General features: G+C 43.4%; 14 protein-coding genes. 10 read left to right on the top strand and 4 right to left on the bottom strand.

Going from position 1 to position 14,451, the window contains the following annotated elements; genetic code table 11:
- Nucleotides 1-290 precede the first annotated feature (290 nt).
- Complete coding sequence (locus tag NG22_RS12255; protein ID WP_053405993.1) at nt 291-1,499, bottom strand: GWxTD domain-containing protein; 1,209 nt, start codon at nt 1,497-1,499, stop codon at nt 291-293.
- A 193-nt stretch (nt 1,500-1,692) separates the two neighbouring features.
- Here NG22_RS12255 and NG22_RS12250 point away from each other — a divergent pair, with 193 nt between their 5' ends.
- Nucleotides 1,693-2,466, top strand: a complete 774-nt coding sequence (locus tag NG22_RS12250) for a bifunctional 2-polyprenyl-6-hydroxyphenol methylase/3-demethylubiquinol 3-O-methyltransferase UbiG (protein WP_053405992.1) — start codon at nt 1,693-1,695, stop codon at nt 2,464-2,466.
- A 43-nt stretch (nt 2,467-2,509) separates the two neighbouring features.
- Here the strand turns inward: NG22_RS12250 and NG22_RS12245 are convergent, their stop codons facing one another.
- The gene (locus NG22_RS12245) at nt 2,510-3,403 is read right to left on the bottom strand and encodes a glycerophosphodiester phosphodiesterase (RefSeq protein WP_053405991.1); all 894 of its coding nucleotides are present in this window, start codon (nt 3,401-3,403) and stop codon (nt 2,510-2,512) included.
- 194 nt (nt 3,404-3,597) lie between these two features.
- Here NG22_RS12245 and NG22_RS12240 point away from each other — a divergent pair, with 194 nt between their 5' ends.
- Together NG22_RS12240 and nagA are read left to right on the top strand one after the other, a co-directional pair.
- Complete coding sequence (locus tag NG22_RS12240) at nt 3,598-5,019, top strand: aldehyde dehydrogenase family protein (RefSeq protein WP_053405990.1); 1,422 nt, start codon at nt 3,598-3,600, stop codon at nt 5,017-5,019.
- A 540-nt stretch (nt 5,020-5,559) separates the two neighbouring features.
- A complete protein-coding gene (nagA, locus tag NG22_RS12230) occupies nt 5,560-6,738 on the top strand; it encodes an N-acetylglucosamine-6-phosphate deacetylase (protein WP_053405988.1) in 1,179 nt (392 codons plus the stop codon).
- A 224-nt stretch (nt 6,739-6,962) separates the two neighbouring features.
- Here nagA and NG22_RS12225 read toward each other — a convergent pair whose 3' ends face one another.
- A complete protein-coding gene (locus NG22_RS12225) occupies nt 6,963-7,328 on the bottom strand; it encodes a DUF4870 domain-containing protein (RefSeq protein ID WP_053405987.1) in 366 nt (121 codons plus the stop codon).
- Between the two features lie 54 nt (nt 7,329-7,382).
- Complete coding sequence (locus tag NG22_RS12220) at nt 7,383-7,682, bottom strand: hypothetical protein (RefSeq protein ID WP_053405986.1); 300 nt, start codon at nt 7,680-7,682, stop codon at nt 7,383-7,385.
- Between the two features lie 444 nt (nt 7,683-8,126).
- Here NG22_RS12220 and cmk point away from each other — a divergent pair, with 444 nt between their 5' ends.
- From cmk to nqrE, 7 genes are all read left to right on the top strand, one after another.
- A complete protein-coding gene (gene cmk, locus NG22_RS12210) occupies nt 8,127-8,813 on the top strand; it encodes a (d)CMP kinase (protein ID WP_053405984.1) in 687 nt (228 codons plus the stop codon).
- Between the two features lie 19 nt (nt 8,814-8,832).
- A complete protein-coding gene (locus NG22_RS12205; protein ID WP_053405983.1) occupies nt 8,833-9,702 on the top strand; it encodes a 4-hydroxy-3-methylbut-2-enyl diphosphate reductase in 870 nt (289 codons plus the stop codon).
- Between the two features lie 144 nt (nt 9,703-9,846).
- Nucleotides 9,847-11,208 (top strand): Na(+)-translocating NADH-quinone reductase subunit A, encoded by a 1,362-nt coding sequence (locus tag NG22_RS12200; RefSeq protein ID WP_053405982.1) that lies wholly within the window; start codon nt 9,847-9,849, stop codon nt 11,206-11,208.
- Nucleotides 11,209-11,216: 8 nt separating this feature from the next.
- Complete coding sequence (locus NG22_RS12195) at nt 11,217-12,413, top strand: NADH:ubiquinone reductase (Na(+)-transporting) subunit B (protein ID WP_053405981.1); 1,197 nt, start codon at nt 11,217-11,219, stop codon at nt 12,411-12,413.
- On the top strand, nt 12,400-13,110 hold the full coding sequence (gene nqrC / locus NG22_RS12190; protein ID WP_053405980.1) for an NADH:ubiquinone reductase (Na(+)-transporting) subunit C: 711 nt from the start codon (nt 12,400-12,402) through the stop codon (nt 13,108-13,110). The genes NG22_RS12195 and nqrC overlap by 14 nt, the downstream gene beginning before the upstream one ends.
- A 20-nt stretch (nt 13,111-13,130) precedes the next feature.
- On the top strand, nt 13,131-13,796 hold the full coding sequence (locus NG22_RS12185) for an NADH:ubiquinone reductase (Na(+)-transporting) subunit D (protein ID WP_053405979.1): 666 nt from the start codon (nt 13,131-13,133) through the stop codon (nt 13,794-13,796).
- Nucleotides 13,797-13,812: 16 nt separating this feature from the next.
- Nucleotides 13,813-14,430, top strand: coding sequence for an NADH:ubiquinone reductase (Na(+)-transporting) subunit E (nqrE, locus tag NG22_RS12180; protein WP_053405978.1), 618 nt, complete (start codon nt 13,813-13,815; stop codon nt 14,428-14,430).
- Nucleotides 14,431-14,451 lie beyond the last annotated feature (21 nt).

Genomic DNA, 14,451 nt, shown 5'->3' with positions numbered 1-14,451 from the left:
TCACCGCTAGCTTTTTCGGTTCGTTTTAAATAGCCCATTATTAGTCGCTTAATCTTTGGTTGCTGACAGATTAATCACCATAATTTTGGGCAAGCTTGCTTTCTCCTTATTCCTCTGCTGCGTTAGAAGAAAATTAATATGGAGACCTTTTCCTTCATTTTTCCCGCCTTGCAGCTAAAGGAAGATTTAAGCAGGAATAATCCGTTTAAATCGCCTTGCCTGATGATTATAAAAAAGCCTTACACTCCGTTATCGAAATTTGCTTCGGATGAATGGACCTGAAAAACGCGCTAAATGCCCTTAAGGCCCTTACGCCAAAGGTCTACCTGTCGGTACCAGCTGTCCTGATATTTTTTGGAACGTTTCAGCAGGTAAAACCCTTTATGGTAAAAATCCTGATTTTTGTTGAAGGTGAATTTCACCTGCTCCAGCTCATCTTTTCCATAGATCCAGATCTCCTCTGATTGGTCCCGATACACCTGATCCGGCTTGCCAAAAACAATATAGACCATGCCGCGGTCGGTCTTCCAGCCTTGCTTGTAAGTGGTGAAAAGGATGTTGGCATTAGTCACCTGTCCGTAATAGCGCTTGATGGTGGCGCGTGCTCTTTTCGGAGACCGGCTGTTTTCCAGCCAAAACTGCTCAAAGGCTTGTCTCAAATCCGAATGGGTAAGCAAGTCCTGATATTCCTCATTAGTGGAAATATAGCGCAGTGGAGGGCCGAGCTCGTTCATTTCTTTAATTTCCGGAAAGTATGTGCCCTCTTTCCGGAATACCCAGCCTTTTTTGCTTTCGGGCTGTGTGGAAACAAAGTAGGTGCCGGTCTTATCAATGGGGATGATGGTGCCGGAATTGAAAGAAGTATCGGTATAATGTAATTCTTTTGGAGAGGAGGCTTTGCTCATGGGCGGCAAAGCAGGAAGGAATTTGTGTTCCCAATAGCGGATGGTGACTTTCTGTTCTGCTCCAGTGGCTTTTACATTCAAGGCAGTTAAGGGGATGTAATTGGCCGTTACGGCCCAGAAGGGCTCCTCTCCATCCTGTGGGATGAAATCAACGGCATCGTATAAAGGAATATCATGATAAAACACGAAATCTCCGTTATTCGTCGCCATCTTCAGAATCATGATATCCTTGGTGTCTACCTTTGGGGATAGCGGGATGATGAAGTAATTGTTTTCTCCATCGCGCTTTTTAAAATTATCATAATTTACCCCTGTGGCACCGGACTTGTCCAGTGAATTATAGGAGTTGACAAAGAAATACGTCAGCCGGCATTCGTCCACCACATTTTCCTGCGACCGGTATTTGATATTTAGAATAACCTTATAACCTTCCTCATCCCGAAATACAAAGTGTCGGAAGTTGGTAAGCGCGTTGGGATTGTAATTATAGGATTGGTTGTATTCATTGAAAGGCAATTGAGCCAGCGCGAACGATTCCGGAAGGGAAAAGAAAAAGAAGGTAAGGATGAAAAATCGATAGCAGGCAAAATTCATTTTGGATGATTTTGAGAAAGTCGGGAATTTAAGTACAAAAATAAAATTTCGGTGAAAAGTCTCCCTTCTTCAATCATTTATATCTCCCCAGCCTTTGCAGTTCACGGAAATGGCTATATTTGTGTTGTTAAGATAAACGAAAAATTGGTAAGCTCGTTGGGCGGATCATTTTTTATTATAGATTAGAAATTAAATGAGTGTATATACCACAGAAATCGCTTCTGATCAGATTCCTTCTGATAATCCTATCCATCAGCGATTATTAAAAGCCTATTATGCCGCAGCTCCTTATGTGAAGGGAAAGTTGTTGGAAGTGGGTTGTGGGGAAGGCAGAGGGGTGCACTTGCTGGCACCTAAGAGTGAGTCCTACACGGCTATAGATAAAATTCCCGAAGTGGTTGACAAGCTGAAAGCGGAGCATCCGGAAGTGGATTTCCGTCAGGCAGTAGTGCCTCCTTTCCAGGATTTTGCAGATGAGAGCTTTGATACCGTGGTGTCTTTTCAGGTGATTGAGCACATTGCCGATGATGCTTTATTTCTAAAAGAAATCCATCGGGTATTGAAAAAAGGAGGTGTAGCGATTATTTCAACGCCGAATATTAAGAAAACGCTGAGCCGAAATCCATGGCACGAGCGGGAGTATACCGCTGATGAACTGAAGGCTTTGGCCGGCAGGTATTTTGATCAGGTGGAGGCCAATGGTATTGGCGGAAATGATAAGGTATGGGAATACTATCACCGTAATAAGAAATCGGTGGAGGCCGTTATGAAGTACGATGTATTGAATTTGCAATATCGTTTGCCTGCCTGGTTGCTACGCATTCCTTATGATTTTATGAATCGAAGAAATCGCAATAAACTGAAAACCGCTTCAGATGATTTGGTGATGTCTATCCGACATGAGGATTATTTGGAGGTGAAAAATGCGGATGAGGCACTGGATCTTTTCTACATTTTAAGAAAATAAACCCTAAAAAAGGCCGTCCTGTTGAGGGCGGCCTTTTTTTATTTTATTGCAAATGCTTCTCCTCTCCTACGATCATCAGTAAATCGGGATAGTCTGAAATCAGGCCGTCTACTCCCCATTCAATCAGTTCTTCCATGTCTTTTCGTTCGTTGACCGTCCATGGAATTACTTTCATGCCCATTTCATGGAGGTCTTCAATGTTTTTTTTCTTTAAAAGAATATGCTCAGGGCTGTAAACGTCGGGCAGAAATCCCAATTTGTCTAAATTCTCTTTTTCAGATTTTTTGTTTTCGATCAGATAAGCAAGGGTAAATTCGGGATAATACTCATGCAGGTACTGTAAAGCGCGGACATCAAAACTCTGCAGAATCACTCTTTCCGTGGGTAAATAATCCTGAATTGCTTTAACGACTAATTCACAATATTCGCCCACTCTCGGGTGGTGAATGTCATCCCATTCTTCCCGGCTTTTGATTTCGATGTTATAATAGACCTCATTGCGGTCCGTATCTTTTACATGATGTTCCGCTGCTTTGATGACCTCCGATAATAGGGGTTTAAAGACCGTCAGTTTTTCCTGTCTCGGGAATCGGGGGTGCTTTTTCTTTCCTACATCAAAAGTTTTGATCTCCTTATAATTCATATCATACAGATTATAAGTCTCCTCATTCTTTTCGCGAATGCTTTTGCCCTCTGGGGTGGTGGTGATTTCATGATTCAGGAAGGGGTCGTGCGAAACCACAACTTTTTTGTCTTTGCTGATGACGACGTCCATCTCTAAAGTAGTGACGCCCAGGTCCAGTGCTTTGATAAAGGCCGGAATGGTATTTTCGGGCATCAGGCCCCGCGCACCACGATGGCCTTCAAAATCAAATTGTGCAATAGAGGGATGATTGAACATTACTAAAAAGAGGGAAAAAGAAAGATAAAATCTCATAGGTATACATCAAAAGGATAAGGAGGGCTAAGGTAGTTTTTGAGAAATTGAAAAAAAACTGATCATCATTAAGAATTTATGACTGTTTTTGTAAGAAACTCGACAGCATGACGGGGTTTTTATATATTATTATGCCGTAATAATGAAAAGGGATCCGCAATGGTTTCTTTTTCTCCAAAATAAACAAACAGACCATGACGCAAGAACCTATTACTCCAACTTTTTCTGAAACCTCAGAAGAGGAAATTCAACGGATCCTACAATTGCAGAAAGCTTATTTTAAAAGTCAGGAAACGCTTTCGCTTTCATTTCGGAAGCGGCAACTGCTGAAGCTGGCAAAGGGCCTGAAGCAATATGAGTCCGAAATGCTGGAGGCATTGCAGGCTGACTTTAGGAAGTCAAAGTTTGAAGGCTTCATTACAGAGGTTGGCCTGCTGCAAGTGGAGGTAAGGCACATGATCAGGAATTTAAAGCAGTGGGCAGGGCCAAGAACGGTGAGCAGGTTCAGTATGGCTAATTTCCCTGCTACTACAAAAATTCACCCACACCCCTATGGCGTATCCCTGATTATTGCACCCTGGAATTACCCTGTTCAGCTGGCCTTATTGCCGCTGATGGGGGCTATTGCTGCAGGCTGTTGCGCCATAGTGAAACCTTCAGAATACACTCCAAACTGTAGCAAGGTGATGAAGAAATTGCTGGAGGAGCTTTTTGAGGAAAAATATGTAAAAATGGTGCAGGGAGGCGTAAAAGTGTCAACACATTTACTTGCCCAGCCAGTGGACCATATCTTTTTTACCGGAAGTGAGGCGGTTGGGCGGTTGGTGTCCCGCGCTGCAGGTGAAAAGATGATTCCGGTAGTTTTGGAATTGGGAGGGAAAAGCCCTGCAATAGTAGCGGCGGATGCCAATTTAGCCATTGCCGCGCGCAGAATTGTTTGGGCCAAATTTGTGAATGGAGGTCAGACCTGCGTAGCACCAGATTATATTTTGGCGGATGAAAAAATTAAGGATGCTTTGGTGGGGCATATGATGGACGAGGTGGAGAAGATGTATGGAAAAGACCCTTCAAAAAGTCCGGATTATCCACGAATGGTCAGTGATCGTCATTTTGAGCGTTTGGTAAAAATGCTGGATGAGCGTAAGGTGGTGATGGGGGGAGAGTACACAGCATCGGATCGATACCTGGCGCCGACAATCATGGATCATGTCACAACGGAAGATGCGGTGATGCAGGAGGAGATTTTTGGGCCGATTCTACCGGTGCTGACTTATCAAAAGGCGGAAGAACTGGATGCTTTGCTGGATCGGTATCCTAATCCTCTGGCGCAATATGTGTTTTCGGAGGATAAAGCTTTTGCGGAGAGCTTAATGAGCAGAAGAGCTTTTGGTGGAGGTGCGATTAATGATGCCGTGGCGCATTTAGCGGAGAGCAGTCTGCCTTTTGGCGGGATCGGGCATAGTGGTATGGGGGGCTATCATGGAGCATATTCTGTGGAGGCTTTTAGTCATATGAAGGGGGTGATGAAAAAAAGCAGTTGGCTGGATTTGCCTTTTAGGTATGCACCTTATCGTGGGAAATTATCTTTTATGAAACAATTATTTAAATGGATGTAGAATTGAAGCGTATTTTATTGTGAAAAAATATTTATTAATGGAGTTGGATCCGATTTAGGTCCAGCTTTTTTTGTTTTTAAGGGTATTTTATGGTTGGTGATGCGGTTTTTTAAGAGGTTGATTTTCGTTAAGCCGGATAATTTATGCCTAAATCTTCGTTTAGCTGCAAGGAGGGAGAAAGGAAGAAATAATTCCTTATTTCAGTTTTTTTCCACGGAAGCAGGTGAGGGAGGAGGAAGCAAGTACGCCCCAATTAGAGCTTTAAAAATCCGGAAACCAAATTAAATTACGCTAGTTTTAAGTTGTTTGCGGTAATTTACGCAAGCTGTTGATGAATAATTTGGGTTAAGGGGGGCTACTAAATTGAGCGGTGAATAATTTGGGTTTAAGGTCTTAATTTCCGGCTTTTAAATCGGCTTTTAAATCGGTTTTTGATTAATAATGCTTTAATTTTTAAAAAATATTTTTAATTAACTTCCTTTTTTAATTTTTAGCACTATATTTGAATTGTGTTGATAAACAAATGTAATTAATTAGTTCATGAGAACACTTATTCAAAATGTGCGCGTGGTTTCTCCCGGAATGGATCTGAACAGAGCCTCGGTATTGGTGGAGAATGGTTTGATTCAGGCGGTGATTCGTTTGGGGCAAATGGTTCCGGCTGCCGAAAAGGTGATTGATGGTCGCGGGCAAATTTTGATGCCGGGTTTTGTGGATATCCATACTCATGGCGCTAGTGGGGCGGATGTGTGCGATGGTACAGCGGATTCGATCCGAACTATAGCAGAGACTAAATTAAAAGAAGGGGTAACAACCTTTTTGCCTACGACCATTACCGCGCCCAATGAGGTGCTGGAAAAATCAATGGAGGCGGTGAAGGCGTATGCACAGGATGCGGAGTTTGCGAAAACACCGGGAGTGCATATTGAGGGGCCTTTTATCAACCGAAAATGTGCCGGGGCTCAGAATCCGGATTTCGTTCGCAAGTCGGACTGGTCGGAATTGAAAGCTTTGCATGATATTTATCCGGTGTCGGTGGTCTCTGTGGCCATTGAGACGGAAGGAGCTTTGCCATTCACTAAATCTGCCACGGATGCAGGTATTACGGTTTCAGCGGCTCATACGGATGCGAGTTATATGGATTTCCTTCAGGCCAAGAAGAAAGGAATGACACACTTAACGCATTTTTGTAATCAGATGACACCTTTGCATCACCGCGAAATTGGATTGGTTGGGGCCGGATTATTGGATGATGATGTAAAATTGGAATTGATTTGTGATGGGGTGCATTTGAATCGGGATATGATCAAGCTGATTTTCAAAAGCCGTAAAATGGAAGACCTGATGCTGATTACAGATTCAGTGGCGGCTTCCTGGTGTGAAGATGGTGTGCGAAGCTTTGGTGGGTTGAAGGTGGAGGTGAAAGACGGAGTGGCCCGCCTGGAGAATGGTTCCCTGGCCGGATCTACCCTACGGTTCAATGAGGGACTTAAAATGGTGCGTTCGGTGACTGGTTTATCTTTGGCTGAGCTGGTGAAAACCACCTCTTGGAATCAGGCGCAAAGTTTAGGCCTGGAAGGAATCGGGAAGATTGAAAATGGCTATGCCGCAGACTTTGTGTTGCTGGATGAGGAAATGAATGTGATGAGCACTTTTGTCAACGGTGTGCAAAAATATAAAAAAGCCAGTGCCGCGAAGGAATTGCAGGCAATGGCTTAGTGAAATTCTAATAGGTTGAGAATAGGTTAATTAAAACTTTGGTTTATTTTTAAATTGATGGTTTAGCGCCGGGTTTATTTGGTTGAGCCCGGTTTTTTTATGTGCAAAATTATTGGCCATTACGACATACGGCGTAGTGGGAGGGGGAGTGTTGTTGGAGGAAGACTTTAGTGAAATGAATGCTTCCTCCAAATCAAGGCTAAGGATGGTTGGTTTCCCGTGTTTTAATCCAAAAATCGGATGGTGAGTGGGTAGCGATAAAACTTTCCTTTGTCCAGATCAATAGCCGCGATGATGCAGCAGATCACCGTCATCAGGGCGAAAAGGATTACAAAGGGAATGCCGATGATGAGGAAGGAAAGTAATCCGGAGATGATCAGGAAGATGGTCATCGACACCTGAAAGTTGAAAGAGGCCTTGGCGTGCTCGGCCACAAAATTAGATTCTTCTCTTTTGGAGAGATAAATGATTAGCGGCACCAGGATATTGGCTAGCGGGATGCATAGCCCGATAAGGGTGCCGAGGTGAGCGAATAGTCCCCATTGTTTTTCCTGACTATTGGCATACCTGACGGGAAGGGTGTTACTCATAATAATTGTTTTTGATGGATGGCGTTCCTTTTATTTACCGGATCGCTTTTTCGTTTAATTTTCTTTTTTTCTGTCATTGCCCGATTTAAAGTCGGAAAACTCCTTTTTAATTTTTTCAGTAGTGCTTTTTACTTTGTCTTCTATTTCCTGAATGGTGGACTGGTGCTCGATGGCAAATTCATCTACTTTCATTTCTAAAAAATGGAGATTGCGCTTGATTTCGCCTGATCTTTTGTTCCATTCTTCCTTCACTTCTTGTTTGTCTACCGGTACTTCGTTGATCAGGTCATCAATCTTTTTACCAATATTTCGGAAGAGTTTTTCCATGGAGCCTTCATTTTCTTTCTTGTTCATTGTCAGTAGTTTTTGGTAAATTTATGCGTATTTTAAATATTAAATAGAACTTATTTGAGGGATTACTTACTTCCTGCTAATTGTAAAAACGACTTTGAGGGCTGTCCCGTTTGACCGTATTTGAACATTCTGAAAGGTTACGATTTGAGAATAAAAATTTTAGGGGGAAATTATGGAAAGCTTTGTTACCTTTGGAGGCGATTTGGAATAGTGGGAGAGAATTTTTTTACCAAATAAAATACGAAATCAGTGAAGAAAAAAAGGATAACTGTTCGTTGGAAGACGGCAATGTGTCTGTGCTTAATGTTGATCGTTGGCGGGGCAGGCCTGAGTTCTTGCTCTACTGGTCGGAAATATCCTCCCAAAAAGAAGCAAATCAAAAAAGGGAAGCCTATTCCCTGTCCAATGAAGGACTGTTAAACATTTGTTGATCAGCGGAAAAATATGAGTAAAAAAATAGTAATCGCCATTGATGGTTATAGCGCCTGTGGGAAAAGTTCAACAGCTAAAGCGGTAGCTGCTCAGTTGGGTTATGGGTATATTGATACAGGTGCCATGTACCGATCGGTGACGCTATATTTCAAGGAACATAATGTTTCACTAACTGACCCGAAGGGCATTAAAGAAGCTTTGAAGGTTATTGATATTCGTTTCAAATACAATAAACAAGAAGGGGTGAACGAAACCTTTTTAAATGGAACGAATGTCGAAAAAGAGATCCGCAAGATGTATATCTCCGATGCAGTGAGTGATGTGGCCGCTATTGGATTGGTTCGTGAAGCGATGGTCGAGCAGCAGCGTAAGATGGGCAAGAAAAAAGGAGTGGTGATGGATGGACGCGATATTGGTTCGGTGGTTTTTCCGGATGCTGAGCTCAAGATTTTCATGACAGCAGATGTGCGCATTCGTGCTGAGAGAAGGCAGAAGGAGTTATTTGAACAAAAGCAAATTGTGAATCTGGAAGAGATTATCGAAAATCTTCGGAAGAGAGACCGAATAGATACCACACGAGCGGAAAGTCCTTTGGTGCAGCCGGAAGATGCAAAAGTGGTAGATACCTCCTTCCTGACCTTTGAGGAACAGGTGGGAGAAATAGTAAAGGCTGCTGAGGAAACCGTTGCCGCTCAATAGATCAGAAGAAACCTGGATTATGGAAGTAACCATTGATAAAAACTCCGGCTATTGTTTTGGAGTGGAATATGCCATCAAGATGGCGGAGGATGAAATGGCGCATTCGTCTACTTTGTATTGTTTGGGGGATATTGTCCACAATGATATGGAGGTGAAGCGCTTAAATGAGCAGGGGTTGAGGGTGATTTCCCGGGAAGATCTGGCAGATCTTAAGGATTGCAAGGTGCTGATTCGTGCTCATGGCGAGCCGCCGGAAACTTACCGCCTGGCAATGGAAAATAATATTACCCTGATTGATGCTTCCTGTCCCGTAGTGTTAAAACTGCAGAACCGTGTGAAGACGGCTCACGATAAAATGCAGGACGATAATGGACAGGTGGTGATCTATGGAAAAAAAGGGCATGCCGAGGTGATTGGATTGGTTGGGCAAACCAATGAAGAAGCCTTGATCGTGTCTGAGGAAAAGGATCTGGAATTGTTGGACTTTAACCGACCGGTGACCCTATTTTCTCAAACGACCAAAAGCACCAAAGGCTTTTATGCCCTTAAGGAAAGTATAGAAAATAAAATGCACCAAAAGGCTGAGGTGGTGGATTTTCAGGCGAATGATTCCATCTGCCGACAGGTGTCAAACCGTGAGCCACAGCTGGAGCGTTTTTCTCAGGAACATGACCTGATTCTTTTTGTCTCAGGTAAGAAAAGTTCAAATGGAAAGGCGCTGTATGCGGTTTGTAAAACCCACAACCCAAAAAGCTATTTCATAGAATCCGAAGCAGAAGTATTACCTGAGTGGTTGGAGGGCGTGAATTCTGTGGGCATTTGCGGGGCGACTTCTACTCCAATGTGGCTGATGGAACAGGTGGCGGACTTCATAAAAAAGGCCAACTGAGTCAGCTTTTTATACTTTTCGAAGATTAAGATATGATGAGGCTCATTATTTACGTGAATTATTGTCAATTTAATCAATAATTAGCGCACTTTTTATTAGCTTTGAGCCGTTTTTTAGGGACCTATTGAATCAATTCATGTAGCGATGTCAAATACAAAAAAGGTAAAGAAAGGATTTGATATCAAGCTTGTTGGCCAAGCTGATAAACAAATCTCTTCATTTGCAGAATCAAATGTATTCGCGCTTAAACCATCGGACTTCATTGGAATCCAACGTCCGAAATTAATGGTGAAAGTAGGGGATACAGTCAAGGCAGGCTCTCCGATGTTATTCGACAAAATGACACCAGATGTTCTTTATACTTCTCCGGTATCCGGCGAGGTGGTAGAGATCGTTCGTGGTGCGAAGCGTCGTTTATTGGAAATCCGCGTTTTGGCAGACAAGGAACTCGAGTTTGAGTCCTTCACACAATACAGCTCCGCTGATTTACAAAAGGTATCTCGCGAGGAAGCTGTTGCACAAATGTGCAAGGCCGGTGTATGGCCACACATTATTCAGCGTCCTTATGGCGTTGTAGCAAATCCACAAGATGCCCCGAAAGCAATTTTCATTTCTGCTTTCGATAGCCATCCATTGGCACCTGATTACGAATTCGCCTTCCAGGGTGAAGAAGCGTATCTTCAGGCAGGTATCGATGTACTAGCGAAATTCACGGATCGTGTTCACCTGGGCTTAAACGGTGCAGTTTCTAACTCCATTTTTGCGGGTTTACAAAACTGCGAGCAAACCGCTTTCACCGGTAAGCACCCAGTGGGTAACGTAGGGGTACAGATTCACGAAATTTCTCCAATCAACAAAGGGGATCTTTACTGGACTGTTTCTGCTACTGGCTTAGCAGCGATCGGTAAATTGTTCCTGACGGGTAAGTATGACGCTTCCCGCGTGATTGCGATTACCGGTTCTGAGGTGAAAAAGCCGGCCTATGCGAAAGTATTGGCGGGTACGTGCATCAAGCCTTTGGTTGAGGGTAATGTAAACGAGGGTCACTTGCGTTATATTTCTGGTAACGTTTTGACTGGTGAGAAAATTGCTCAGGACGGTTTCCTAGGTTTTTATCACAACCAATTCACGGTAATCCCTGAGGGAGATGGTGAGCAGGAATTCCTGGGATGGATTACTCCGCAGTCGAATCGTGTATCCTTCCACAAAGCGTTTGGTTTATTGTCATTCCTTAATCCAAATAAGGAGTTTCGTTTAGACACCAACACGCGTGGGGAGAAGCGTCGTTTCGTAGTATCCGGTGCCTTCGAAGAGGTGATGCCTATGAATATTTTACCTACTCACCTGATGAAAGCCATCATTGCCGAGGATTTCGACAATATGGAAGCATTGGGTATCTACGAGTTGGTAGAAGAAGATGTAGCCCTTTGTGAGTTCATTGACGTGTCGAAGAACGATATTCAGGCTATTTTGAGAAAAGGTTTGGATTTGTTGCAGTATAGCTAATAAACATCATGAAATTCTTAAGAGAAAAACTTGACAATATCAAGCCTGACTTCGAAAAGGGTGGGAAATTTGAGAAGTTCCACTACCTGTTTGAAGCCGTTGATACCATCCTTTATGTACCAAAGGAGGTAACGGGTTCCAAAGGAGTTCAGGTGAAAGATGCCAACGACTTGAAGCGACTAATGATGACCGTAGTGATCGCATTGGTGCCTGCTTTGTTGTTCGGTATGTATAATGTAGGGTATCAGCACTATGCAGCAACAGGCGTTACTGATGCTTCATTTGGTGATATGTTCATTTATGGCGCCATTCAGGTGTTGCCTATCGTATTGGTGGCATACGCTGTCGGTGGTATGGTAGAGGGAACTTTTTCCGTGCTACGTAAACACCCATTGGCGGAAGGCTTCCTGGTAACCGGGATGTTGGTGCCATTGTGTATTCCTGCTTCTATTCCATTGTGGCAGGTAGCCGTAGCGATGATCTTCGCCGTAGTATTAGGCGTGGAGGTTTTCGGTGGTGTAGGGACTAACGTATTGAACGTGGCCCTGACTGCTCGTGCATTCCTTTACTTCGCTTACCCAACGGATATCTCCGGTAACGTTTGGACTTCCGGTATCGAGGGGGCTAACCTTGTAGAAGGTTTCACAGGTGCTACTCCATTGGCGATTGCGAACGCTACGCCAGCGGGTGAGAGTGTTGTAGCGACATTAGAAGCCTCTTCTTATGGCGGCATTAATTTCGGTTTCATGGACATGTTCCTGGGTTTTATTCCAGGTTCTATCGGTGAAACTTCCACACTAGCGATTCTTTTGGGTGCTATCTTGTTGATTGCAACGGGTGTAGCTTCCTGGAGAATTATGGTAGGTGTTTTCGGTGGTGCTTATTTGACCGGTTTGTTGTTGAATGCATTGGCGGTGAACGCTTATATGGGAATGCCTGCTCATTACCATTTGGTAATCGGTGGTTTGGCTTTCGGTGCTGTTTTCATGGCAACGGATCCTGTAACTGCTGCTCATACCACTGTTGGTAAGTGGGTTTACGGTATTTTGATTGGTGTATTAACGGTTATCATCCGTGTGTTCAACCCTGCATACCCGGAAGGTATCATGTTGGCAATTTTGTTGATGAACGTATTCGCTCCGTTGATCGACCACTATGTAGTTGAGTCTAACAAAAAAATGAGATTGAAACGTGCAACAGTCTAACGGATATATCGTCGGTTTTGCGGCTGCCATGACAATCGTTCTTGGAGGACTATTGTCTTTTGCCGCTGTTGGGTTAAAAGATGCCCAAAAGAAAGCAGTAGAATTGGATACGCGTAAGCAGATCCTGGGTGCGGTAACGGATATCTCTTCAGAGACGCCGGACCGTATTTTGGAGATCTTCAATACGCAGATCGAAGGTTTTGTAGTAAATTCTAAAGGTGAAAAGATTGACGGAGTAGATGCATCTAAGGTAGATGTAGGCCGTGAATTTAAAAAGCCTGTAGAGGAGCGTCAATTGCCAGTATTTAAGTATACTGATACTAACGGTGCTGCTTCTTATATTTTGCCAATGTATGGTAATGGTCTTTGGAATAACATTTGGGGATTCTTGGCATTGGAGTCAGATGGAAACACTGTAAAAGGTATTTCTATGGATCACGTAGGTGAGACGCCAGGCTTGGGTGCTCGTATCACTTCTGATGAAGTACAGGATCGTTATACCGGTAAGAAAATTTTTGAAGGGACTAATTTAGTATCCATTCAAATGTTGAAAGGGGAGAACAATGCTTCATTGTCTAACCACCAGGTAGATGGTATGTCAGGGGCAACCTTGACTGCTGATGGTGTCAATGACATGTTGGAGAACTACCTGTCTTACTATAAGGCATTCTTGGAAAAAAGTGTAATCAACGGTTAATACCAAATAAAGAAATTAAAATGGCTGAAACAGTTGAAACGGCAGAAGTGAAAAAGGCAGCAGAGCCTTTATTCTCTAAGCGCCGCAAAAAGATTGTTACTGATCCTTTGAACGATGACAACCCGATTACCATTCAGGTATTGGGGATTTGTTCTGCATTGGCAGTAACCACGCAGTTGGAGCCTACCTTCGTTATGGCCATTGCCGTAACGGTGGTAATTGTATTCTCCAACCTGATTATCTCATTGATGCGTAATTTGATTCCGGGTCGTATCCGTATCATTGTGCAATTGGCAGTAATTGCAACTTTGGTATCTTTGGTAGACCAGGTATTGAAAGCATATTTCTTCGACGTATCCAAGATGCTGTCCGTATTCGTTTCCCTGATCATTACCAACTGTATTGTAATGGGGCGTCTGGAAGCATTTGCGATGGGTAACAAACCTTACGATTCCGTATTGGATGGTTTGGGATCCGGTTTTGGATATGCATGGATCATCCTGGCAGTAGCCTTCTTCCGTGAGTTGTTCGGTTCTGGTTCTATCTTCGGTTTCAAAGTATTTGAAGCGATTGGTTTGCCAGATTTCCCATTGAACGGTTTGATGGTTTCTCCGGTAGGTGCATTTATGGTGTTGGGGCTGATCATTTGGGTACAGCGCGCATACACAGGTTACGTTGAAAAATAATTAAACGAACGAATCAATGTTAGAATTAGTAAACTTAGGTATCAAATCCATCTTCATTGAGAATATGGTATTTGCCTACTTCTTGGGAATGTGTTCTTATTTGGCCGTTTCGAAGAAAGTAGATACTGCAATGGGCCTTGGACTAGCGGTAACGTTCGTATTAACGATCACCGTACCTGTTAACTGGTTATTGCAGGAGTATGTATTGAGAGAAGGCGCATTGTCTTGGTTATTAGGTGCGCAGGCAGCTGAAATCGACCTGACCTTCTTGCAAGCGATTATGTTTATCGCCGTAATTGCCTCTATGGTACAGTTGGTAGAGATGATCATTGAGAAAGTTTCTCCGGCACTTTACGGTTCATTGGGTATCTTCTTGCCTTTGATCGCAGTAAACTGTGCAATCTTGGGTTCTTCCATGTTTATGGTACAGCGTGAGATGGGCTTGGGTGAGTCTGCAGTATATGGATTCTCTTCCGGTATTGGTTGGTTGTTGGCGATTATCGCCATCGCTGCAATCCGTGAGCGTTTGAAGTATTCTGATGTACCTGATGCCATGAAAGGTTTGGGGATCACCATGGTCATCACTGGTTTGATGGGTATGGCATTTATGTCTTTCATGGGTATTGCTTTGTAATCCCACGACATATAGATATTG

The organism is Persicobacter sp. CCB-QB2 (assembly GCF_001274635.1).
Classification (GTDB): domain Bacteria; phylum Bacteroidota; class Bacteroidia; order Cytophagales; family Cyclobacteriaceae; genus Persicobacter; species Persicobacter diffluens.
The sequence above is the reverse complement of the archived record's forward strand: the minus strand, read 5'-3'. Positions and strand labels throughout refer to the sequence as shown.